Source organism: Gaetbulibacter aquiaggeris (assembly GCF_044003965.1).
In the GTDB taxonomy this organism is placed as follows: domain Bacteria; phylum Bacteroidota; class Bacteroidia; order Flavobacteriales; family Flavobacteriaceae; genus Yeosuana; species Yeosuana aquiaggeris.
In genome coordinates this window covers 43,093-67,351 of the sequence record NZ_JBAWKC010000001.1, presented here as the reverse complement: position 1 = coordinate 67,351, position 24,259 = coordinate 43,093, and the positions used below count along the sequence as shown (strand labels likewise).

Genomic DNA, 24,259 nt, shown 5'->3' with positions numbered 1-24,259 from the left:
AGATTTTAATTTTGCATTTTAAAGTTACATTTTTTAGGAAAAAGGCTGGGTTTTAAACGGCTTTTTATTAGTACCTTTACTTCAAAATTGGATAATTCGTAAAAACAAAGACAATATGGGCGCAATTGCTGCTGATTTCGGAATAAAAGAGGCCTTAAAACAATTAGGCGTTCAAGACATAAATAATGGAACTTCAACGGGGGCAAATAATTTTTCTAGCGGAGAAATCCTTGAAAGTTATTCGCCGGTTGATGGACAATTAATTGGAAAAGTAAAAACAACCACCAATGCAGATTATGAAAAAGTAATGGAGACAGCAACTTCTGCTTTTAAAATCTGGAGAACTAAACCAGCACCTCAGCGAGGCGAGATTGTGCGTCAATTTGGAGATAAACTTAGAGAGAAAAAACAAGCACTGGGCAAACTCGTTTCCTATGAAATGGGTAAGAGTCTTCAAGAAGGATTAGGAGAAGTACAAGAAATGATTGACATCTGTGATTTTGCGGTAGGATTATCGCGTCAGCTTCATGGATTAACCATGCATAGCGAAAGACCGGGTCACAGAATGTATGAACAATATCATTCCCTAGGAGTTGTGGGAATTATTTCGGCGTTTAATTTTCCGGTTGCTGTTTGGTCTTGGAATACTGCCTTAGCTTGGATTTGCGGCGATGTTTGTGTTTGGAAACCTAGTGAAAAAGTACCCTTATGTGGGATTGCTTGTCAAAATATTGCAGCTGAAGTTTTTAAAGCAAATAATTTGCCTGAAGGCATCTCTTGTTTAATTAATGGAGATTATAAAGTTGGTGAATTAATGACAAAAGATGCTCGAGTACCATTAATTTCTGCTACGGGCTCAACTAGAATGGGTAAAATTGTTGCGCAAGAAGTGGCGGGGCGTTTAGGAAGATCTTTATTAGAATTAGGAGGGAATAATGCTATTATAGTAACACCAGATGCTGACATTAAAATGACCGTGATTGGAGCTGTTTTTGGCGCAGTAGGCACTGCCGGACAACGTTGTACTTCAACACGCCGTTTAATTATTCACGAATCTATTTATGATAACGTAAAGCGAGCAATTGTTGACGCATATAAACAATTGAGAATAGGAAACCCGCTTGACGAAAACAATCATGTAGGGCCATTAATTGACAAAGATGCCGTAAAAATGTATCAGAATGCTTTATCAAAAGTAGTTGAAGAAGGCGGAAAAATAGCGGTTGAAGGAGGAGTGCTAACAGGTAAAGGTTACGAAAGTGGATGTTATGTGAAACCGGCCATTGCTGAAGCAAAACCAGATTTTAAGATTGTTCAGCACGAAACATTCGCACCAGTATTATACTTGTTAAAATATAATGGTAATGTGGAAGACGCCATACATATTCAAAATAATGTAGCTCAAGGATTATCTTCTGCTATTATGACAAACAATTTACGTGAAGCAGAGCGATTCTTATCTGTTGAAGGTTCTGATTGCGGAATTGCCAATGTTAATATTGGAACATCGGGAGCTGAAATTGGAGGCGCTTTTGGAGGTGAAAAGGAAACAGGTGGAGGACGTGAGTCTGGAAGTGATGCCTGGAAAGTTTATATGAGAAGACAAACAAATACCATTAACTATACTACCAGTTTGCCATTAGCTCAAGGTATAAAATTTGATTTATAAAATTATATAGGAAAAAACCTTGCCTCAATGCCGGTTTTTTTCGGGAGAGACAAGGTTCAGAATATAATTGATTAATAGCAATACAAAAATATAAATATTTTATGTTGTAATGCTATTTCAAGGTTAAGTAAAGGTTAAATTTAACTGTGTACATTAACTATATTTTACTTTTCTTAAGATCCTTAGGGACTCTTTATATGAATTATAAATGTCTTCGCTGTATTCTTTTAGAAAAGGCCTTGCTTCATTGAGTTTATCGATGGCTTCATGGAATAAATTCAAATAACAAATCAGGTAAGTTGCCGGTAAATTTTTTAAATCTAATTTTTCAATTTTTGTAAGTGTTAATCCTTTTTTAAGTTTTTCTAAAATGGTGTTATTACTGTTGTAAATATGATGTAATGTTTTTTTGTCAAATTGTGGCGGCTCAAATAATAACGTAGTTTCAATCGAATAGTTGGCATTATTTTCAAATTTTATGATGGTTTCTTCTAACTGATAATATTTATTATTGTTTTGCAAACCAAGATTAACATACTCAATAATTTTAAAATGGCTGTCATCAAAACTGATAGAAACCTCATCTAGAACTGAAAAAAATAAACGTACTTGCTCGTTAACGAGTTCTATGTCAACTCTAGAGAAAAATTCTTCATCCTTCACCATTTTTTTTTGTCCAGACCAACAAACCACAAAATATTCTTTGAACACTTTATATTGAGGATTGTAATCTTTTCTTTTGTTCAAAAAATCAAAAACACCATTTAAGGTATGTTCAATGTTGTTTTGAGCATTATTCTCAATGGCCTCAACCATTTTTGAATTAACATCTTTTATTTCAACATCAAATACTTTTGGCATACTCATGCTGCCATCTCTAAAAAAAACAGAGCCACCGTAATACTTCCAAATATTTTTTCTGAGCGATGTTATTTTTTCAAGAGACCTTATGGTCACCAATCCAACCACCTTATCATCTGGTAAATGAGGAAAAGGAATATTTTCGTATTGAACAATTGGCGGATTAGTTAGATAGGCATTAATGAGATTCTGAATTTTACTGTCATCAAAAAAATCGACTCCAACAATATTATTGTCTTCATCATCTACTCCAATAACAATGTAAGAATTGTTTTTTGGGTTGCTGTTTGACAACGCACAAATATGTTTTAAAAACTTCGCTTTTCCTTCTTTATGGCTAATATCAATTTTACGTTTTTTATCATAAAAACTATTCTCATCATTATGAGCCAACAGGTGTTTTATGAGCAAACGTTTATTAATCATAATCAGTTCAAACTAAAAGAGGTATAAAAGGAATTTAAATTATTAGCTTTTTTTAACGGTGGTACTGTTTGCTTGTGCTGTAGGAAACACGAGTAAATCAGCAATATTTACATGATACGGACGAGAAATAACAAAAGATATGATGTCTGCAATATCTTGAGCTTGTAATGCTTTAAAACCTTTATAAACAGTATCTGCAATTTTATCTCCTTTAAAACGTACTTGTGAAAATTCCGTTTCAACTAAGCCAGGGTTTACAGAGCCCACTTTAATTCCAAACGGATTAAGGTCAATTCGCATGCCTTCAGTAATTGCTAAAACGGCATGTTTGCTGGCACAATATACATTGCCTTTTGGATATACTTCCTTGCCTGCCGATGAGCCAATATTTATAATGTGTCCCGCCTGTCTTTCAGTCATTTGAGGAATAATCGCTTTGCTAACATATAAAAGACCTTTTACATTAATATCCATCATAGCATCCCAGTCATCAAGACTGCCTGTTTGTATGGGGTCTAATCCATGTGCGTTACCTGCATTATTAATTAATATATCTATTGTTTTAAATTCGTTTGGCAATGAATTTATAGCTTTTTCAATTTCAGTTTTATCTCTAACATCAAAGCTTAGAGTATAAATTTTTGTTAATGACTCCAATTCTTTTTTAATAGTTTGAAGTCGTTCTGCTCTTCTTCCACATAAAATTAAATTAATGCCTTGTTTAGCAAATTCATAGGCCGTGGCCTTTCCAATGCCACTTGTTGCTCCAGTTATTAGGGCGGTTCTTTTCATTTATTTATAGCGTGTAATAATGGCACTTAAACGAATACCATTGCAGGTTATATATGTTTTTTTGCAATTCATGTATAAAAATACTTAAAACGAATTTAATATCTTACTATTGCTTATTAATTATGATTAACTATTGAAATAGAGTGTATTGCATGCTTTTTTGTTTTAATAATTTCATGTTTAAATCACATATTGATATTTTATTATTCATTAAATAATTTTTATGAAGTCTAAAACTCAATGATAAGTCGTATATAATTTAATAAACCCAAAACATAATTTTTATGAAAACTCTCAAAAAAATAAACCTTTTTATTTTAACTCTGATTTTAATATCCTTTTATTCTTGTAGTAATTCAGAAACTGACGCTAATAAAATGGAAGGGATAGCACCTAGAATATCAGTTAGATTGGTCGATGCTCCCGGTGATTTTAAGGCTGTTAATGTTGAAGTTGTTGATGTTATGATTAAAATGGATGATGACAGTGATGGAGAAGGCGGTTGGATGTCTCTTGAAGTGCAAAATGCAACAGTGAACTTATTGGATTTCACAGGCGGAATAAGTCAAGTTCTTGTGGACCGATTTCCTATCCCTGCGGGTACTTTAAGTCAAATGCGTTTAGTGTTAGGAGACGGAAACACGATTGTTATAGAAAATAATTCTGAAGAAGATATTGAATATGACCTCAAAACACCAAGTGCGCAGCAATCAGGATTAAAACTTAAAGTGAATACGGTTATTGAAGAAGGATTTACCTATGATTTTATTTTAGATTTTGATGTTGAAAAATCTATTGTAATCGCTGGAAATTCAGGTAATATTATTTTAAAACCTGTTCTTTATGTAAGCACAGAAGTCAGTTCAGGAATTATTGAAGGAACTGTAACACCTGTTGATGTGCCATCTATAGCATCGGTATTGGTTGACGATAAAGGGACGCCAGAAACGGACGATGATTTTATAATTTCTGCTTATACAGATGAAAATGGAAGTTTTGCTTTATGGGGAGTTCCAGAAGGGACGTATGAGGTGATTATAACCCCTGTAGATCCTGAATCAGATTATATTGGTGGAAGCGCAACAGATGTTGTTGTTACTAAAGGAGAAATAACGATTATAGCGAATCCTATAGAGTTACAATTGAAACCAGGATCCATAAGTGGAGACGTAACTAATAATATAGAAGTAACAGTTGAGGTAAAAGTTAGTAGTACTGAAGAAGTTATTGTAACCATGAATTCTAATGAAAATGGAGAATTTCTTATTGAAGGTATTCCGGCAGGAACCTATATTGTAACCATAAGCGCTACAGGATATGTTTCACAAGACTACTTAAAAGATGGTTCAAAAGATGTAGTAGTTTTAGTAAATACAGAAACAGTATTAGACCCAATTACTTTAGTCGCAAATTAATTATTAAAAACATACTTATTTTAAAGAGCAACACTTAGGTGTTGCTCTTTGTATTTTAACCAATTATTAACGGCCTTTCAGAAATATTTTAACCAATTATTAACACCATACTATTTAAAATTTTAACAATTTGCATAGCCTAATTAAGGGCAGTATATTCAAGTTTTTAAAAAATAAAAAATGATGGAAGAAACAGGGACAATTGATATAAAAACAATCAATGAAAAGATAGAAAAAGAAAGTGCTTTTGTTGATTTGCTCATGCTAGAAATGAACAAGGTCATTGTGGGCCAAAAGCATATGGTTGAAAGACTTTTAATTGGCCTGTTGGGCCAGGGGCATATTTTACTTGAAGGAGTGCCCGGTTTAGCAAAAACATTAGCGATTAATACTTTAGCAAAAGCTATTGATGGGTCTTTCAGCAGAATCCAGTTTACACCAGATTTGTTACCAGCGGATGTTACGGGAACATTAATCTACAACATGAAGCTTAATGATTTCTCAATTAAAAAGGGGCCCATTTTTGCCAATTTTGTTTTGGCCGATGAGATCAATAGAGCGCCTGCAAAAGTGCAGTCTGCTTTGCTTGAAGCCATGCAGGAAAAACAAGTCACTATTGGTGATGAAACCTTTATTCTTGATAAACCATTTTTAGTAATGGCAACCCAAAACCCTGTGGAACAAGAAGGAACCTATCCATTACCAGAGGCTCAGGTTGACCGTTTTATGCTAAAAACAGTGATAGACTATCCAAAATTATCAGAGGAGCAATTGATCATGAGAGCCAATATGAAAGGCGCTTGGGATAAAGTGAATCCTGTGGTATCCATTTCAAAAATATTAAAAGCTCAAGAAGCGGTGAAGGAAGTTTATATGGACGAAAAAATTGAGAAATACATTCTTGATATTGTTTTTGCTACACGTTACCCAGAAAAATATAAACTACCAGATCTAAAACCTTTAATTTCTTTTGGAGCTTCACCGCGTGGTAGTATTAATTTAGCAATAGCTGCTAAATGTTATGCCTTTATCAAACGTCGTGGTTATGTCATTCCAGAAGATGTTAGAGCCGTTGTACATGATGTATTAAGACACAGGATTGGGATTACTTATGAAGCTGAAGCTGAAAATGTGACTTCTGAGGATATCATCAACAAAATTGTCAACGAAATAGAAGTACCATAGAATTTCAGATTTTAGAATGAAGAATAACGATTTAAAGAAATCGTAAATCAATATCTACAATCGTAAATTGAGAAATGGACACTAAAGAATTACTAAAAAAAGTACGAAAAATAGAGATTAAGACACGTCGGTTGTCTGATCATATATTTGGAGGAGAATACCATTCCACCTTCAAAGGGAGAGGTATGACATTTAGTGAAGTAAGGCAGTATCAATACGGTGATGATGTTAGAAATATTGATTGGAATGTTACAGCAAGATATAGTGAGCCTTTTATAAAAGTTTTTGAAGAGGAACGTGAATTAACCATGATGCTCATGGTAGACATTTCAGGGTCAGAATTTTTTGGTACCCAAGGACAGTTCAAAAATGAAGTAATTACAGAGATTGCAGCAACTTTAGCTTTTTCCGCAACACAAAACAATGACAAAATTGGGTTGATTCTGTTTTCAGATAAGATAGAACTTTATATTCCACCTAAAAAAGGACGATCACACGTGTTAAGGATTATACGTGAACTTATAGAATTTAAGCCTCAAAGTAAAAAGACAAACATAGCTGAAGCCTTGAAATTTTTATCAAGTGTTATGAAGAAAAAGGCAATTGTCTTTGTGCTTTCAGATTTTATTGCAGATGATTTTCAGCACAACATGAAGATAGCAGCAAAAAAACACGATGTTACTGGAATACGCGTATATGATAAACGCGAAGAAGAAATTCCAAATTTAGGAATGGTTCAAATGGAAGATGAAGAAACTGGTGAGTTAATGTTGGTAAATACATCATCAAAAAAAGTCAGACTTAATTATGGTAAATTCTATCGTGACCGTGTTGAATATTATAAAAACAGTTTTTCAAAATCTGGTGCAGGGACCATTAATTGCAGAGTTGATGAAAGTTATGTTAAAAAGTTATTAGGTTATTTTAAGGCAAGAGCATAAAAATATTTATGAATAATAGTTTAAGAATATTGAACAAAAAATTAGCTGATTGGGGCCTTAGGTCTTCAGGTGTTTTATGTTTGTTCTTTTTCCTTGCGTCATGGCTCTTAAACGCTCAAGTTACGGCCTCAATAGACTCAACTTCTATAAAAATAGGAGCACAAATAACATATAGTATTGAGGTAAAAACAGATACAACCAGTTTAGTTGTCTTTCCTGAAGGACCATCATTTTCTCCTTTAGAAATGATTGAGTCTTATAAAACCGATACGCTTTGGCAAAATGATAAGTATAATCTTATAAAAAAATACGGATTAACTCAATTTGATTCCGGTGCTTATACTATTCCGCCTCAAAAAATCATTATTGGAGACAAAACATATCTAACGGATTCATTAAAAGTTGAGGTGAGAAATATTTTGGTAGACTCTACCAAGCAAGGTCTTTATGATATAAAACCAATAATTGAAGTTGAAAAACCTACAAGTGATTGGTGGAAATATCTACTTTATATTTTGTTGGCATTAGGGGTTGTCGCCGGCATATTATATTGGTTTTTATGGCGAAAAAAGCCTCTAACTGAGGAAGAACAGATTGCCTTATTACCGCCTTATGACAGAGCGAAATTGGCATTAAAAAAGTTAGAAGAAAGTACTTATTTAAAGCAGGATGAATTTAAAGAGTATTATTCTGAACTGACATTAATAATTAGAAAATATTTAGATGAGAAAGTGTATGACCATTCTTTGGAAAGTACCACAGATGAACTTATTAATAGACTTAGATTATTAAAGGAAGCCAATCAGATTGATTTAAATCAAGAAACTATAAAAAATCTGGAAAGCATCCTAAAACGTGCAGATTTAGTAAAATTTGCAAAATCCAAACCAGATCCTGCCTTGGCTGAATTAGACCGAAAAACCATTGATGTGGAAATTGATCATGTAAAAGAAGTTTTGCCAGAGCCTAGTGAAGAAGAGAAACTTCTTAACGAACAATACAAAGAAGAATTAAAAAGAAAAGAAAATAGAAAAAAGATAGTAATCACTATTGCCGTTGCAGCGGCGCTTATAATCTTAACATTTGTTGGCTTTGGGCTTAAATATGGTTTCAGTTATGTAAAAGACACTGTATTAGGAAATTCCAGTTTAGAATTGCTTGAAGGAAATTGGGTAACTAGTGATTATGGCGTACCACCAATCACTATTTCGACGCCAGAAGTGTTAAAGCGCATGTCACCTGAACAATCAAAAGAAGCTATTGAACAAGCTCAAATGACGATGTTTGGTTTTGGGAATTTAGTCGAGCAGTTAAGTATTGTGGTAGTCACTTCAAAAGTGAAACTTGAAGGAGATAAAAAAGTAGATTTAAAAGAGGTTGTAGAAAAAAACATTAAAACCTGGGAGGATAGTGGTATTCAAAACATAGTAGTTCAAAACGACCAATTTGTAACACCTAATGGCGCGGAGGGATTAAAAACCTATGGAACGGCAGATTTTCCGCATGGTACTTCTGGTGACAATAAATCAAAAGGGAATTATGTGATATTGGCATTTAATTCAAACAATGTCATTCAAGAAGTTATTTTGTCATGGAAAATGGATGATGTTTATGCTAATGAAATGGCAGATCGTATTTTAAATTCAGTTGAACTCATTAAACCTAAAGAGTAATGTTTGAAGGCATTGAATTTATAAACAAGGAATTCTTTTGGTTGTTATTATTACTTCCTGCTGCTATACTTTGGTATATTTTAAAAAATAAAAAGCAAACAGCAGAACTTAAGATAACGAGTTTAAAAGGCTTTAAGATTACAAATTCTATTTTGCCAAAGTTTAAGCACCTGCTATTTGTTTTAAGACTTCTGGCTTTGGCTTTAATAATTGCAGCAATGGCAAGACCTCAAACAGTTGATGTGTCAACACGAACAAAAACAACACGAGGTATTGATATCGTCATGGCTATTGATGTATCGGCAAGTATGTTGGCAAAAGATTTGTTACCTAACAGACTTGAAGCTTTAAAAGAAGTGGCTGCAGAATTTATAAAAGACAGGCCAAATGACAGAATTGGGTTAGTAGAATATGCGGGTGAAAGCTATACTAGAACGCCAATAACTAGTGATAAATCCATTATTTTAAATTCTTTAAAAGGCGTAAGATATAATACTATAATTGAAGGAGGAACTGCTATTGGTTCTGGTTTGGCTACCGCTGTGAATAGGTTAAAAGATAGCAAGGCTAAAAGTAAAGTTATCATATTATTAACTGACGGAGTTAACAATTCAGGATTCATAGACCCGAAGATAGCAAGTGAATTAGCCGTTGAATATGGCATAAAGGTTTACACCATTGGATTGGGAACCAATGGAATGGCTTTATCACCTATTAGAATTGATCCAAGAACCGGAGATTTTGAATATGGTCGTGTTCAAGTAGAAATAGATGAAGCTTTATTAAAGGAGATTGCAGAGGTTACGAACGGGAAATATTTTAGAGCGACTAATAATGAAAAGTTAGAAGAAATTTATGCTGAAATCAACAAACTTGAAAAAACGGACATTGATGAATTCAAGTATTATAATTATCAAGAAAAGTTTCGCCCTTTGGCTCTTTTAGCAGGATTTTTATTGCTATTAGAATTTTTATTAAGAGCGACCATTTTTAGGAGTTTTGTATAAAATAAAATATTCAAATTAATAGAATAGGCACAGAAAACAGATGTATCAATTAGATGAAAAAATATGGTTTTGGGTTTTGGGAGTTATTCCTATAATAGCCCTATTCTTTCTAATTTTACAAATTTGGAAGCATAAATCACAAAGCAATTTTGCTGATAAATTATTGCTTAAAAGATTAAGTCCTAACACCTCATTATTTAAATCAATCTTAAAATTAGTAGTACTTAGTTTAGTCTTTGCATCTCTTGCCATCGCCTTAGTAAACCCTAAAATTGGAACAAAACTGGAAACAGTAAAGCGCGAAGGTGTTGATATCGTTTTTGCTATTGATGTTTCTAAAAGTATGCTGGCAGAAGATATTGCGCCAAACCGTTTAGAAAAGGCAAAGCAATTAGTAACTCAAATCATTAATAATTTAGCAAGTGACCGTGTTGGTATTATTGCCTATGCGGGAAAGGCGTTTCCTCAATTACCAATTACGACAGATTATGCCGCTGCAAAAATGTTTTTGCAGAATATGAACACAGATATGCTATCGTCTCAAGGAACGGCTATTAATGAAGCTATTAAACTGGCTAAAACTTATTATGATGATGAAGAACAAACCAATAGGGTGCTTATTATAATTTCCGATGGCGAAGATCACAGTGAAGAAGCTGCATCGGTTGCTGAAGAAGCTAATGAAGAGGGCATTCGAATATTCACTATAGGTGTTGGTGATGTTAAAGGTGGTCCAATTCCTGAAAAAAGAAATGGAATAATTTTAAATTATAAAAAGGATAATAATGGCGAAACTGTTATAACTCGATTGAATGAAGAGATTCTTGAAAGTATAGCTAGTAAAGCAAATGGCGTTTATATTAATGGTAAAAACACTAATGAATTAGTAGATCAAATAGGCGAAATTTTAAATAAAATGGATAAAAAAGAATTTGAATCAAAACAATATGCCGATTTTAAAGACCAGTTTCAATGGTTTTTAGGTTTGGCTTTGTTCTTTTTATTTTTAGACATTTTCTTATTAGAACGTAAAACAGGTTGGTTAAAGAAATTGAATTTATTTAACGAGAATTTATAAAACCTTTAACTTGTTGATATATATTGGTTTAATATCTTTAGATTGATTTAAAAAAGGAAGAAAGAAGATGAATATGAAGAACTTAATTATAATTATTACTACATTATTTGTGACCGTTTCTTTTTCGCAGGAAAAGGAAGAACAGGATCTATTGGCAATAAAAAAAGCCAACAGTTATGTTTATGAAGGGAATCAATTATCTAAGGGAGAGGATTTTGTGACGGCTGAGATGGAATACAGAAAAGCCATATCTGAAAATGTATCCAGCGCTGTAGGTGCTTATAATTTGGCCAATGCTTACTACAAAAAGGGAAGTTTTGAAGAAGCTTTATACCGTCAACAACAGGTTGTTCAATCATCTACTTCCAAAGCAGAAAAACATAAAGCTTTTCACAACATTGGAAATATTTTAATGCAGAATAAAAAGTGCAAAGAGGCCGTTGAAGCCTATAAAAATGCATTAAGAAATGACCCAACTGATGATGAAACTCGTTACAATTTTGGGCTAGCTAAAGAATGTGCCGAGCAACAAAAAGATCAGCAAGACCAAAATAAGGACAATAAGGATAATCAAGACAAACAAGACGAAAATAAAGATAAGCAGGATCAAAAGGATAAAGACAAGGAAGGTGATAATAAGGAAGACCAAAAAGATAAAGGCGATCAGGATAAAAAGGAAGGAGATGATAAAAAAGATGAAGAAGGAAAGCCTAAGGAAGAGAAAAAAGATCAAGATAAAGGAAAAGAAGATACTCAAAATAAAGATCAACAAAAACCTCAACCCCAACCTGGAAAATTATCTGATCAGCAAATAAAAAGTTTGTTAGAGGCAATGAATAATCAGGAACAAAAAGTTCAAGAAAAAATGAATGCCGAAAAGCAAAAAGGAGTAAAAGTAAAAACAGAGAAAGATTGGTAATTAGATAGACGTATTGTTAAAGATTATGAATTTCATAAAACATATTGCCGTAGTATTAATTTTAATTGTGAGTAGTATCTCCTATTCGCAAGTGAAATTTGAAGCTAAAGTGAGCAAGAACAAATTGGGTCTTAATGAACGTTTGCGTATTGATTTTGAAATGAATCAGGACGGCGATCATTTTAGTCCTCCAGACTTTAGTAATTTTACTGTTGTAGGGGGTCCAAATCAATCAGTTAGTAATTCTTGGATTAACGGTGTGCGTTCATTCACTAAAACCTATAGCTATTTTCTAGCTCCAAAAAATCAAGGCAATTTCACTATAGAACAAGCTTCTATCACTATAGATGGTCAAACTTATAAAACGATTCCATTAAAAATCGAAGTCACTGCAGCTATTGATATTCCTAAAGATCCTAATGACCCAGATTACTTAGCAGCAGAAAGCATTCATTTAGTCGCTGAAATTTCTAAAACAAACCCTTATTTAAACGAAGCGATTACTGTTGTTTATAAGCTTTATGTATCTCCAAATACGGGTGTTGATAATTGGCAAGAAACTAATAGTCCTAGATATAATGATTTTTGGAGTCAGAATATAGATATGCAAGGGCAAAAAGTTCAAACAGGAACTTTTAATGGCGAAGATTATCGTTTTCTGGTGTTAAGGAAAACAGTTCTTTATCCTCAAAAAACTGGTAAGCTAGACATTGAACCTTTAACTTTAGACATTTCAGTACAAGTGCCAACAAATAGGCGAGATATTTTTGGTAGACGCTTAATGACACAAGCTCATAGAACAGTTTCTGCAGGTAATAAGACTATAGATGTAAAACCATTGCCGGAAGTTGGTAAACCGGCCGATTTTTCAGGCGCAGTTGGGGATTTTAGCTTTAATGTTACCATGTCAAAAACTGAACTTAATGCTACAGAATCCTTAGAGGCTAAAGTTGAAGTTAAAGGGAAAGGCAATTTAAAACTTATTAATCTTCCTAAAATATCTTTACCTAGTGCATTGGAAGTTTATGAACCTGAGCATAACGAAAATGTTCAAACTAATTTAGAGGGTATGCAAGGGTCCATTTCAGACACTTATACCGTAGTGCCTCAATATAAAGGTAAATATCCAGCCCCTAGTATTTCCTTTTCTTATTTTGATTTAAAAACGGAAACCTATAAGCGCTTGGATTCAAAGGAAATCGTTATTGATGTATTGGAAGGACCTACCGGTGGGGCAAGTTCAAATGACAATATTGCTGCCAATAGTTTTAAACAACCCGTGGTTTTAAGTAGTGACCAATTTGCCTATATTAAAACAAAATCAAATTTCACTTCCATCACACCATCTTATTTTTTTCAATCCAGATTATTTTGGAGCACGCTTTTATTACCATTCTTAGCTATTCCGTTAGCGATGGTCATAAGAAGGAAAAAAGCAGAACGAGATGCTGATATTTTTGGGAACAGAATGAGAGCTGCGGATAGATTAGCTAAAAAATATTTAAGTCATGCAAAAAAGGCATTGGGTAAAAAGGAAGCGTTTTATGTTGCTCTAGAAAAGGCCTTACATAATTATTTAAAAGCAAAGCTACATATAGAAACCAGTGATTTTAGCAAAGACATCATTAAAAATCTTTTGGGTGAGCGTAAGGTGGATGCCCAAATCATTGCAGATTTCATCAGCATTTTAGAAAGTTGTGAATTGGCTAGATATACGCCAATAAACATAGTAACCATGCAGCAGGATTATGAAAAGGCTGCTAAGACTATTTCATTAATTGATAAACAAGCAAGTTAATATGAAACAGTTATTATATATATACATCGCCTTGTTTAGCGCAGTGCTTTTTTCCCAAAACCAATCTTTATTTGAGCAAGGGAATCAGTTGTATAATGATGGTAAATACGATGAAGCTATTGAGAAATACCAAGCTATTCTTAAAACTAATAATCATTCAGAAGCCTTATATTTTAATTTGGCCAATGCGCATTATAAATTAAATCATATTGCACCGAGCATCTATTATTATGAGAAGGCTCTTCAGTTAGCTCCTGATGATCAAGATATCAAAAACAACTTGGCATTTGCAAGAAACATGACTATTGATGCCGTTGATGTACTTCCTGAGACAGGGTTTTCTAAACTCAGTAAAAAAGTAACCGACCTTATGAGTTTTGATAATTGGGCGAAATTGGCCGTAGGCTCTGTTTTAATGTTCGTCATTATCTTTTTATTGTATTATGTCACCTATTCTACTGGCAAAAAACGATTAGCATTTATAACCAGTAATCTATTTCTGTTTTTAGCCATATTTTCTTTAGTAATTGCATTTCATAAATATAACCTTAGTAAAAAGGACAAGCCCGCCATTGTTTTTGCACAAGAAACTATTATTAAAAGTGAGCCAAACAAGAGAAGTCAAGAATTGTTCAGGTTGCATGAAGGCACTAAAGTTCAAATTCTTGATACCGTTAACCAATGGAAAGAAATAAAGTTGGCAGATGGTAAAATAGGTTGGATTGAAAATGAAGATATTAAGGAACTTTAATATATTTCAAGTATCTTTATCTCAATCAATTTTAGTTTTATGAACTTAGATAAAGTATTTGAAAATAATGAACAGTGGATTAAAGATAGGCTTGCTGTGGAACCTGATTTTTTTACCAATTTAGGAAAAGGTCAAAGTCCCGAACTTTTATTTATAGGCTGCTCTGACAGTAGGGTTTCTGCTGAAGAATTAATGGGCTTAGGTCCTGGAGACGCCTTTGTGCACCGCAATATTGCTAATATGGTTATAAGCATTGACCTTAATGTAATGTCTGTTGTCAACTATGCGGTAGAAAATCTTAAAGTAAATCATGTTGTTGTTTGTGGACATTATGAGTGTGGTGGTGTAAAAGCGGCTATGCAATCTGCTGATTTAGGTATTTTGAATCCTTGGTTACGTAACATTCGTGATGTATACCGTATCCATAAAAATGAGCTCAATGCCATTACAGATGAAGACAAAAAGTACGATCGTCTGGTGGAACTTAATGTTAAGGAACAATGCGTTAACCTTATTAAAACAGCGGCGGTTCAAAAAGCTTACAGAGACCGAGGATTAAAGGTACACGGTTGGGTATTTGATGTACATACCGGGAAACTTATTGATCTAAAAATAGACTTTGAGAAGTATTTAAAAGATATTATGGAAATTTATCATCTTGACTAAAATATGAGAGCTTAAATAATCTCTTCTTGTTCAGGATTTATCTCTTCGCCAATTGGTTTGCCATTCACTTTTACCTCAGGGAATAGCATAGGGACTAATGATTTTACAGGATTATAAAGTACAGATTCTTGTTGATCCTGCTCCTTAACAAAGGGCACATTGGCATCTAGTTTATCTAACACAATAAGGATAACACTTAAAATTAAAGCTACTTTCAATCCACCAAAAAGGGCCCCAAGTACTTTGTTAAAAAGACCCAACATTGCAAAATCGGCTATTTTAGTTAAGGCTTTTCCGGCTAAGGCAATCACTAAAACGATGATGATGAAAGTAATAATAAAGGCTGCAATATTTACTGAATTTTCATCCCAGTTTACCCGTTCTTTTAAAAATGAGGCTGCAAAATTACTAAAATGAAAAGCGCCATAAACACCCGCAATTAAAGCAACTAAAGAGGCTAATTCAACAAAAAAGCCGCGCATAAAACCACGGACTAACCCTAAAACCAATAAGGTTAACAAGGAGAGGTCTAAAATACTCATAACATTCAGATTTATAACAAACCTACATAATTTTTGTTTTAAATTTACAAATGCAACATAAAAAGAAGTATCACTTAGGTTCCCTCTGACATCTATTTAAAATATTTATTTCAGAGGAAATATAAAGTTTTGAAAGGAAACTACTTCGTAACTTTGCAACTTTAAAAAAACATTATGTCAAGAGACGAACTTTTAAAACAACGTTGGGAATTAGTAACTAAAAAGTTATCTAATCAATTTGCAGATGGAGACACTTTAGATCTTGATGCCATTATTTATTTAATTGGGGTACAAGAACTTGGGCAGTTGGACCGCCCATTTAAAAAAGAACAAAAACTAGACTTAATGCACATAGCTATCTGTAAGCTTTTATTGCCTTATGGCTATTATGAGCTCGATTTTGTAGATGATGAAGGCTGGCCACATTATAAAACAATTGAAACCTTACCGCACTTAAAGGCAGGCGAACAAAGTGTGCTGATGAAAGAAGCCATAGTAAATTACTTTTTAGAAACAGAGTATATATTTTAAATAAACAGACATACTCGGAATAAAATTCTTACATTCGCGGCTAACTTAAAAAAAACCAACAATTTTGAAAAAATTAATTTTAGTATTAAGTCTAGTTGCCATTGCTTTTACTTCATGTAGTAAAGATGATAACAATGATCCATCGCAGGATTTATTGATTGGAACATGGACCTATTTTAGTGCCTTTGAAGATGGTGTTGAAGTTCCTTTAACCGATTGTGAAAAGCAAGAAACACAGGTTTTTAATGCGAATGGTACGTTTACCATGACGTTTTATGATGACTTTGATGGGCCTTGTGTTGAGGATGGGTCAATTTCAGGTACATGGGTAAACTCCGGTAATGGAATTTATACTGCCACTATTTTTGGGCAATCCATTGAACAGGCAATTACATTTGATGGTAATACTTATACGATAATTACAACGGATATAGATGTGGAGTATATTGATGTATATGTTAGAAAATAGTTATTTTTTTAATTAGAAATATTAACTCCTTCTGAAATGAAGGAGTTTTTTGTTTAAAAAAATCATTAAATTTGCCATCATTTTGAATTGATATCATGATAGAGAAGATAAAGGAACTTATTGCAGAGGCTGAGGCATTTAAAGCACAGTCAAAAGAAGAGATTGAAGTATTCCGTATAAAATATTTAGGTAAAAAAGGACTATTAAACGACTATTTTGCAGAGTTTAAAAATGTGGCGAATGACCAGAAAAAGGAGTTTGGTCAGGTTATAAACAAACTTAAAAAAACCGCTGAAGATAAAGTAGCCGCTTTAAAGGAAGAGCTTGAAAGCAAGGAAGAAGTTAAAGGTGTTTATGGTGATTTATCAAGACCAGGAGAACCCCTTCAAATTGGCGCACGTCATCCTATTTCTATTGTAAAAAACCAAATTATTGATATCTTTTCACGTATTGGATTTAACGTGAGTGAAGGCCCGGAAATGGAAGATGACTGGCACAATTTTACAGCCTTAAACTTACCGGAATACCATCCGGCACGCGATATGCAGGATACGTTTTTTATTCAAACTAATCCTGATATTTTGTTGCGTACGCATACCAGTTCGGTGCAGGTGCGTTATATGGAAAACAACAAACCACCTATTAGAACCATTTCACCAGGGCGCGTGTTTAGAAACGAAGCTATTTCCGCACGTTCTCATTGTTTTTTCCATCAGGTAGAAGGCTTGTATATAGATAAAGATGTGAGTTTTGCAGACTTAAAGCAAACACTACAATACTTTACCACAGAAATGTTTGGAAAGTCTAAAATACGCTTACGTCCTTCTTATTTTCCATTTACTGAACCAAGTGCTGAGGTAGATGTGTATTGGGGATTGGAGACTGAAACCGATTATAAAATGACCAAAGGAACCGGTTGGTTAGAGATTATGGGTTGTGGTATGGTAGACCCTAATGTACTTGAAAACTGTGGTATAGATTCTAAAGAATATTCCGGATTTGCTTTTGGTATGGGTATAGACCGTATAGCCTTATTACTTCATCAGATTAGCGATATAAGACTCTTAAGTGAAAACGACGTGCGTTTTTTAGAGCAGTTTAAATCTGCTTTATAGAAAGCCATATTTTATAATAATTTAAGCCGATATATGTCGGCTTTTTTTATTTAACATTTTTTTGTAATTTCGATTGGTTCGGATAAAAACGAACCTAAATTATATTTGTATTCAAATTTATTGGTTATGAATAATGAGTTATGTAAGCAAAAGCAAGCCTTAGTTGAAAAATTAGGAGTTTTAATTGAAAGCAAGGACCAACTTGCACCAGTTGAGGCGCGGATTTTATCTTATATTATACTGACTGGAAAAGCAGGAACCACTTTTGAAGATTTGGTAACAAACCTAGGTGCCAGTAAAAGTACCATATCTACACACTTAAATCATTTACAAGACTTAAAGAAAATAGAGTATTTCACTAAAACAGGAGATCGAAAAAAGTATTTTATTATGAATCAGGAGGCGATACTTCAAAGTATTGATGATATGATAAATACATGGTCAAGCCAAAAAGAACTGCATATTGAAATCAAGCAATATAAAGAAAAAGAAAACCTAAAAATTTCTGATGAAACAAAAAAATTTGATTTAGAATTTCATGATAATTATATCCAATTTTTAAATGAAGCCACTAGATCCATTCAAGAATTACAGACAAAAATCACCAATAATATAAATAAAAACTAACTCATCATAATGAAAAAAGTCAAGCTAAAATCAATAATAACAGTATGTTTTGCCATGGTGTTATTGTCAAGTTGTGGAAACAAGCAAGACAATCAACAAGCACAAATGCCACCGGCAACCTTTCCTGTTGCTCAAATTGCACATAAAACAATAACCGGCTATCAAGAATATCCAACAAATATTGAAGGGATTGTAAACAGTCATGTTAGAGCCAAAATTTCCGGGTATATTCAAAAGGTATTTGTTGATGAGGGTCAAAAAGTTACAAAAGGCCAGCCTTTATTTAAATTAGAAACACAATCATTAAGTCAGGATGCCGGATCAGCTAAGGCTCGTATCAATGTGGCACAAGTTGAGGTTGATAAACTCATTCCTTTGGTTGAAAAAAATATCATTAGCGCTGTTCAGCTGGAAACCGCTAAAGCTAATTTAGCGCAGGCTAAAGCTAATTATAACAGTATAGTCGCAAATGTTGATTATGCGACGGTAAAAAGCTCTGTTGACGGGTATGTGGGATCAATTAATTTTAGAGAAGGTTCCTTAGTTAGCCCCAGTGATGCAACACCATTAACTACAGTAAGTGATATTAAACAAGTGTATGCTTTTTTTAGTTTGAATGAAGCGGATTATTTAGATTTTTTGCAAAAGACAAAAGGAGAAAATTTAAATGAAAAGATTGCTAATTTTCCTGAAGTTAGTTTAATTCTTGTGAATGGAAACACCTATTCTGAAAAGGGAAAAATTGAAACAAGTTCAGGTCAAATAAACCAAAACACCGGAACAGTAAATTTTAGAGCTATTTTTAATAATCCAAATGAGCTGTTAACGAATGGTAATAGCGGGAAAATTAACATTCCAACTATTTATGAAAATGCCATAGTGATTCCGCAGGAAGCCACTTATGAGCAACAAGGAAACATCATGGTTTTTAAAGTGGGGGAAAATAACACAGTATCCTCTTTAATAGTTAAGGTCAAAACAAGTATTGATAATTTATATGTTGTGGAATCTGGTATTAAAGAAGGGGATAAAATTGTTACTAAAGGTGCTGAAAAATTGCGAACTGATATGGTTATTACACCTCAGGAAATTCCTTTTGATAGTATAATGAAGCCTATTAAAACTGCATTTAAAAACTAGAACGGATCATTATGCTAAAGACATTCATTGAACGACCAGTACTTTCCACTGTAATTTCCATTATCATATTAATGCTTGGATTTATAAGTATTTCAGGGTTACCCATAGAACAATATCCAGACATAGCACCACCAACGGTACAAGTGTCGGCCTCTTATCCTGGAGCCAGCGCTGAAACCGTATTAGAAAGTGTTATCATCCCTATTGAAGAACAGATTAATGGTGTAGAAGGGATGACTTACATCACTTCAACAGCCGCGAACAATGGAACTGCAAGTATAACTGTCTATTTTGATCAAGATGTTGACGCCGATGTTGCCGCTGTAAATGTTCAAAACAGGGTATCCCGAGCAAATCCTTTGTTGCCTCAAGAGGTAAAGCAAACAGGAGTAACCACTCAGAAACAACAGACAAGTTTCTTAATGGTATTTGGGTTTTATTCAGAAAACAAAGATTATGATGCCACTTTTATTCAAAATTATTTAAAAATCAATGTTATTCCTGCCATTCAACGGATAAACGGGGTTGGCAATGTTAATGTATTTCAACAAAACGATTACGCTATGCGTATTTGGTTAAAACCCGAAAAATTAGCGGCATATAACTTGATGCCTTCTGATATAACAACTGCATTACGAGAACAGAATATTGAAGCTGCTGCTGGATCTCTTGGAGAAAATTCTGGAGAGGCATTTACCTATGTGCTAAAGTATGGTGGTCGTTTTAAAAATGAAAAGCAATATTCAGATATCATTATAAAAGCGTTGGGTAATGGCCAGTTTTTACGTTTAAATGATGTGGCCTCCATAGAGCTTGATGCGCAATCTTATACTTCAGGAGCTATGGCTTTTGGCCATCCGGCGGTGTTTATGGGCGTTTTACAAACCAAGGGATCCAATGCTCAGGAAATTATTAAAAACATTAAAGTTTCTTTGGACGGTATTACAAATAATTTGCCAAAAGGAATTAAAATTTCTATTCCAATGGATTCAAGTTTATTTCTCACAGCATCCATAGATAAGGTTATAATTACCTTAATAGAAGCATTCCTACTGGTGTTTTTGGTGGTTTTTGTTTTTTTACAAGATTTACGTTCCACGCTTATTCCGGCCATTGCAGTTCCAGTGTCTATTATAGGAACCTTTTTCTTCTTGAATTTGTTTGGGTATTCCATCAACCTATTAACTTTATTTGCTCTTGTTTTAGCCATCGGAATTGTGGTTGATGATGCGATCGTTGTGGTTGAAGCGGTTCACACCAAATTAGACCACGGTGAGAAAAATGCTAAAAAAGCAACATTGACCGCCATGCATGAAATAGCAGGTGCCATTGTATCTATTACATTGGTTATGGTAGCGGTATTTATTCCAGTTACGTTTGTAGAGGGGTCGACAGGGGTGTTCTACAAGCAATTTGGGATTACCCTAATAATTGCCATTCTTATTTCGGCAGTTAACGCTTTAACCTTAAGCCCCGCGTTATGCGCACTCTTATTAAAATCTCATAATGAAGAAGAGGAATTAAAAAGTAAAAACCCGATACAACGTTTTCATGCACTTTTTAATCTTGGATTTAATGCTACGCTAAGTAAATATGAAAACGTCCTTAAATTCCTTTTCAAAAGAAAATGGATTCCAATACTCTTATTAATGATAGCTGTAGTTGGTATTTTTTGGGCTTCCAAAACCACACCAACCGGCTTTGTCCCCAATGAAGATAGAAGTATGATTCTTGCAAATATTGAATTACCAGTAGGAGCTTCTTTGGATAGAACTAATGAAATAGTGCAGGAACTGTATAACAAATCGCGCGATCTTCCGGCCATTGAAGATGCGGGTTTCATTCAAGGGAGAAGTTTGATAAGTGGTGCTGGAAGTAATTATGGAATGGCGTTTATAAAACTCAAGGATTTGTCAGAACGCAAGGATCCGTCACTGTCAAGCGACGCTACTATAGGTAAATTATTTGGTATCGCTTCCACTATTAAAGGGGCCAATATCATTTTTTTTACCCCACCAAGTATTCCAGGATTTGGTTTTTCTGGAGGTTTTGAAGTCAATTTGTTGGACCGTTTTGGGGGCGAATTTACTGAACTGGATAAGGTAAATAAAGAATTTATTCAAGCTTTAATGAAACACCCGGAAATTAAATATGCACAATCGTCTTTCAACACGAATTATCCACAATATGAAATGGAAGTTAATGTGCCTTTGGCCAAAGAAAAAGGGGTCTCAATAAATAGTATATTTTCAACTTTACAAGGCTATATTGGGGGTGTTTATGCTTCAGATTTTGCACGATTTGGAAAACAATTCCGTGTCTATATGCAGGCGTTACCAGAAGATCGTGCCAATATAGATGACTTAAATAGCATGTATGTGAGAACTGATAACGGGGAGATGACACCAATCACGCAGTTTGTGACATTAAAACGGGTGTATGGTCCGCAATCGGTCACGCGCTTTAATTTGTTCAATTCTACAAAGTTATCGGGAGGCACAAATCCGGGATATAGTTCCGGTGATGCCATTAGGGTTATTGAAGAGGAAGTAGCAAAATTACCTGGCAATTATACTATTGATTATTCGGGGTTAACTCGTGAAGAGATTAAAGCTGGAAATCAAACAACCTTTATTTTTATATTGAGCATCCTGTTTGTTTACTTTTTGCTTTGTGCACAATATGAAAGTTATTTTTTACCATTTGCGGTTATATGTTCACTTCCGCTTGGGATTTTCGGAGCTTACTTTAGTACAAAAATGATGGGTCTTGAAAACAATATTTATTTTCAGATTGCTTTGATCATGCTTGTTGGATTGTTGGCAAAGAATGCGATTCTTATTGTAGAATTTGCAGTGCAACGACGACGACAGGGTGAGACTTTGCTGGATGCGGCCATACATGGAGCTAAAGCGCGTTTGCGCCCCATTTTAATGACTTCCTTCGCTTTTGTGTTTGGGTTGATGCCGTTGGTATTGACCAAAGGTGTTGGTCATGAAGGTAACAATTCAATAGGAACGGGTGCTGTAGGAGGTCTGTTTATTGGAACTATTTCAGGAATATTCGTCATTCCAGTGTTGTTTGTTTTATTCCAATGGTTACAGGAAAAAATTACTGGAAAAACGCCGGTTATTGTTCAAAATCTAGAAGATTAAAATTATGAGTTCATCTATAAAAAATAGCATGTTGAATAAAGTTGTGGTTTTGGTAGTTGTCTCAATAACACTGCAAAGTTGTTTTGTTGCAAAAGATTATCAACGACCAGTGATTGAGGAAACGCAAAATTTATACAGAACAGATCAATTGCCTGCCGATAGTTTATCAATGGCTGAGGTGTCTTGGAAGACCATTTTTACCGATCCTTTTTTGACAAAATATATTGAAGAAGGGCTTCAAAATAATATCGACATTCGCATTGCCATTCAGCAAATAGCTGCTGCCGAAGCCTACTTTAAACAAGGGAAAGTTGGCTATCTACCAAGTATTAAGGCCAATGCCTCAGTAACGCATCAAGAATTGTCAGGAAACGGTCAATTTGGTCAAGTGTTTGATGGCTCCCTAGAACAGTTTGATTTATCAGCCAATCTGTCTTGGGAAGCAGATATTTGGGGTAAAATACGCAGCAATGAAAGAGCGTCTCAGGCCAATTATTTACAAAGCATAGCGGCCCATCAAGCGGTAAAAACCTATCTTATTTCAAGTATTTCAACAACATATTATCAGTTGCTGGCATTAGACCAGCAACTACTCATTACTGAACAAACCATTGGTACACGTGAAAAAAGCGTGGAAACCATTAAAGCCTTAAAAGAGGCTGGTATGGTAACACAGGTTGCTGTTGACCAGAATATTGCCCAATTAAACAATGCGAAAGTCTTAAAAGTAGATATTGCCACAGCCATTTTTAAATCTGAAAATGTGCTGAGCATTCTTCTTGGAATGACACCGCAACATATAGAAAGAGGGATACTTGAAACACAAACAATTGATACGGATATGAAATTGGGAGTACCAGCTACTTTATTGAGCAACAGACCAGATGTTATGGCCGCCGAATACCAATTGGTACAAAATTTTGAAATGACCAATGTGGCAAGAAGCAACTTTTATCCATCATTAACTTTAACTGCAAATGGGGGTTTTCAGAGTATTGAGCTTGATAAATTGTTGAATGTAAATTCTCTTTTTGCCACACTTGTTAGTGGCTTGACACAACCTGTTTTCAATCAGCGAAAAATTAAGACCCAATATGAGGTGGCCAAGGCCCAACAAGAACAGGCTTTATTAAATTTTAAACAAACTTTACTAGTAGCAGGCAATGAAGTGTCCAATGCCTTATATGCTTATAAGGCTGAAACGGAAAAATATACTTATCGACTCAATGAAGTTGAAGCTTTACGAGCGGCAGAAACCAACTCGGAAGAATTACTGAATAATGGATTTGCCAATTATCTGGATTTATTAATTGTAAGACAAAGTGTTTTAAATTCTGAACTCAATGTGATAGAAAGCAAACTGCAGCAATTGTTGACCGTAGTTAATTTATATGAAGCCTTAGGTGGGGGTTGGAGGTAATTGGGTTTTTTAAGTTCTTTTCCCTGATGTTTTTCTTCTTTTCGTTTAACTATTATGATATGAAATCGTTTTAATGTTT

21 protein-coding genes are annotated in these 24,259 nt (G+C 34.2%); 18 read left to right on the top strand and 3 right to left on the bottom strand.

Features of this window, described 5'->3' with window-relative positions; genetic code table 11:
* Window positions 1-115: 115 nt before the first annotated feature.
* Window positions 116-1,669: an L-piperidine-6-carboxylate dehydrogenase gene (gene amaB / locus V8G56_RS00285; protein ID WP_395436431.1), complete on the top strand. Its 1,554-nt coding sequence runs from the start codon at window positions 116-118 to the stop codon at window positions 1,667-1,669.
* A 153-nt stretch (window positions 1,670-1,822) separates the two neighbouring features.
* Here amaB and V8G56_RS00280 read toward each other — a convergent pair whose 3' ends face one another.
* Both V8G56_RS00280 and V8G56_RS00275 read right to left on the bottom strand, forming a co-directional pair.
* On the bottom strand, window positions 1,823-2,956 hold the full coding sequence (locus V8G56_RS00280) for an ATP-binding protein (protein WP_331634088.1): 1,134 nt from the start codon (window positions 2,954-2,956) through the stop codon (window positions 1,823-1,825).
* Window positions 2,957-2,998: 42 nt separating this feature from the next.
* Complete coding sequence (locus tag V8G56_RS00275) at window positions 2,999-3,748, bottom strand: SDR family NAD(P)-dependent oxidoreductase (protein ID WP_395436430.1); 750 nt, start codon at window positions 3,746-3,748, stop codon at window positions 2,999-3,001.
* Between the two features lie 284 nt (window positions 3,749-4,032).
* Here V8G56_RS00275 and V8G56_RS00270 point away from each other — a divergent pair, with 284 nt between their 5' ends.
* The 10 genes from V8G56_RS00270 to V8G56_RS00225 all read left to right on the top strand — a co-directional run bounded on the left by V8G56_RS00270 (window position 4,033) and on the right by V8G56_RS00225 (window position 15,181).
* Window positions 4,033-5,163: a DUF4382 domain-containing protein gene (locus V8G56_RS00270; protein ID WP_395436429.1), complete on the top strand. Its 1,131-nt coding sequence runs from the start codon at window positions 4,033-4,035 to the stop codon at window positions 5,161-5,163.
* A gap of 183 nt (window positions 5,164-5,346) precedes the next feature.
* Window positions 5,347-6,348: an AAA family ATPase gene (locus tag V8G56_RS00265; RefSeq protein ID WP_331634144.1), complete on the top strand. Its 1,002-nt coding sequence runs from the start codon at window positions 5,347-5,349 to the stop codon at window positions 6,346-6,348.
* A gap of 74 nt (window positions 6,349-6,422) precedes the next feature.
* Complete coding sequence (locus tag V8G56_RS00260; RefSeq protein WP_331634091.1) at window positions 6,423-7,289, top strand: DUF58 domain-containing protein; 867 nt, start codon at window positions 6,423-6,425, stop codon at window positions 7,287-7,289.
* Between the two features lie 8 nt (window positions 7,290-7,297).
* Window positions 7,298-8,962 (top strand): BatD family protein, encoded by a 1,665-nt coding sequence (locus tag V8G56_RS00255; protein WP_395436428.1) that lies wholly within the window; start codon window positions 7,298-7,300, stop codon window positions 8,960-8,962.
* Entirely contained in the window at window positions 8,962-9,969 is a 1,008-nt protein-coding gene (locus V8G56_RS00250) for a VWA domain-containing protein (protein WP_395436427.1), read from the top strand. The genes V8G56_RS00255 and V8G56_RS00250 overlap by 1 nt, the downstream gene beginning before the upstream one ends.
* Before the next feature lie 40 nt (window positions 9,970-10,009).
* Window positions 10,010-11,047: a VWA domain-containing protein gene (locus V8G56_RS00245; RefSeq protein ID WP_395436426.1), complete on the top strand. Its 1,038-nt coding sequence runs from the start codon at window positions 10,010-10,012 to the stop codon at window positions 11,045-11,047.
* 73 nt (window positions 11,048-11,120) lie between these two features.
* Entirely contained in the window at window positions 11,121-11,966 is an 846-nt protein-coding gene (locus V8G56_RS00240; RefSeq protein WP_395436425.1) for a tetratricopeptide repeat protein, read from the top strand.
* A 25-nt stretch (window positions 11,967-11,991) separates the two neighbouring features.
* Window positions 11,992-13,764: a BatD family protein gene (locus V8G56_RS00235; protein ID WP_395436424.1), complete on the top strand. Its 1,773-nt coding sequence runs from the start codon at window positions 11,992-11,994 to the stop codon at window positions 13,762-13,764.
* A 1-nt stretch (window position 13,765) separates the two neighbouring features.
* Window positions 13,766-14,515, top strand: coding sequence for a tetratricopeptide repeat protein (locus tag V8G56_RS00230; RefSeq protein WP_395436423.1), 750 nt, complete (start codon window positions 13,766-13,768; stop codon window positions 14,513-14,515).
* Window positions 14,516-14,554: 39 nt separating this feature from the next.
* On the top strand, window positions 14,555-15,181 hold the full coding sequence (locus tag V8G56_RS00225; RefSeq protein WP_395436422.1) for a carbonic anhydrase: 627 nt from the start codon (window positions 14,555-14,557) through the stop codon (window positions 15,179-15,181).
* 11 nt (window positions 15,182-15,192) lie between these two features.
* Here V8G56_RS00225 and V8G56_RS00220 read toward each other — a convergent pair whose 3' ends face one another.
* On the bottom strand, window positions 15,193-15,723 hold the full coding sequence (locus V8G56_RS00220; protein WP_395436421.1) for a CvpA family protein: 531 nt from the start codon (window positions 15,721-15,723) through the stop codon (window positions 15,193-15,195).
* 174 nt (window positions 15,724-15,897) lie between these two features.
* Here V8G56_RS00220 and V8G56_RS00215 point away from each other — a divergent pair, with 174 nt between their 5' ends.
* From V8G56_RS00215 to V8G56_RS00185, 7 genes are all read left to right on the top strand, one after another.
* Window positions 15,898-16,254: a hypothetical protein gene (locus V8G56_RS00215; protein WP_395436420.1), complete on the top strand. Its 357-nt coding sequence runs from the start codon at window positions 15,898-15,900 to the stop codon at window positions 16,252-16,254.
* 64 nt (window positions 16,255-16,318) lie between these two features.
* Window positions 16,319-16,723: a lipocalin-like domain-containing protein gene (locus V8G56_RS00210; protein ID WP_395436419.1), complete on the top strand. Its 405-nt coding sequence runs from the start codon at window positions 16,319-16,321 to the stop codon at window positions 16,721-16,723.
* A gap of 95 nt (window positions 16,724-16,818) precedes the next feature.
* Window positions 16,819-17,838 (top strand): phenylalanine--tRNA ligase subunit alpha, encoded by a 1,020-nt coding sequence (pheS, locus tag V8G56_RS00205; RefSeq protein WP_395436418.1) that lies wholly within the window; start codon window positions 16,819-16,821, stop codon window positions 17,836-17,838.
* Between the two features lie 126 nt (window positions 17,839-17,964).
* Window positions 17,965-18,465 (top strand): GbsR/MarR family transcriptional regulator, encoded by a 501-nt coding sequence (locus V8G56_RS00200; RefSeq protein ID WP_395436417.1) that lies wholly within the window; start codon window positions 17,965-17,967, stop codon window positions 18,463-18,465.
* Between the two features lie 9 nt (window positions 18,466-18,474).
* The gene (locus V8G56_RS00195; RefSeq protein WP_395436415.1) at window positions 18,475-19,605 is read left to right on the top strand and encodes an efflux RND transporter periplasmic adaptor subunit; all 1,131 of its coding nucleotides are present in this window, start codon (window positions 18,475-18,477) and stop codon (window positions 19,603-19,605) included.
* A gap of 11 nt (window positions 19,606-19,616) precedes the next feature.
* Window positions 19,617-22,760 (top strand): efflux RND transporter permease subunit, encoded by a 3,144-nt coding sequence (locus V8G56_RS00190; protein ID WP_395436414.1) that lies wholly within the window; start codon window positions 19,617-19,619, stop codon window positions 22,758-22,760.
* A 4-nt stretch (window positions 22,761-22,764) separates the two neighbouring features.
* Complete coding sequence (locus V8G56_RS00185) at window positions 22,765-24,180, top strand: efflux transporter outer membrane subunit (RefSeq protein ID WP_395436413.1); 1,416 nt, start codon at window positions 22,765-22,767, stop codon at window positions 24,178-24,180.
* Window positions 24,181-24,259: the final 79 nt, after the last annotated feature.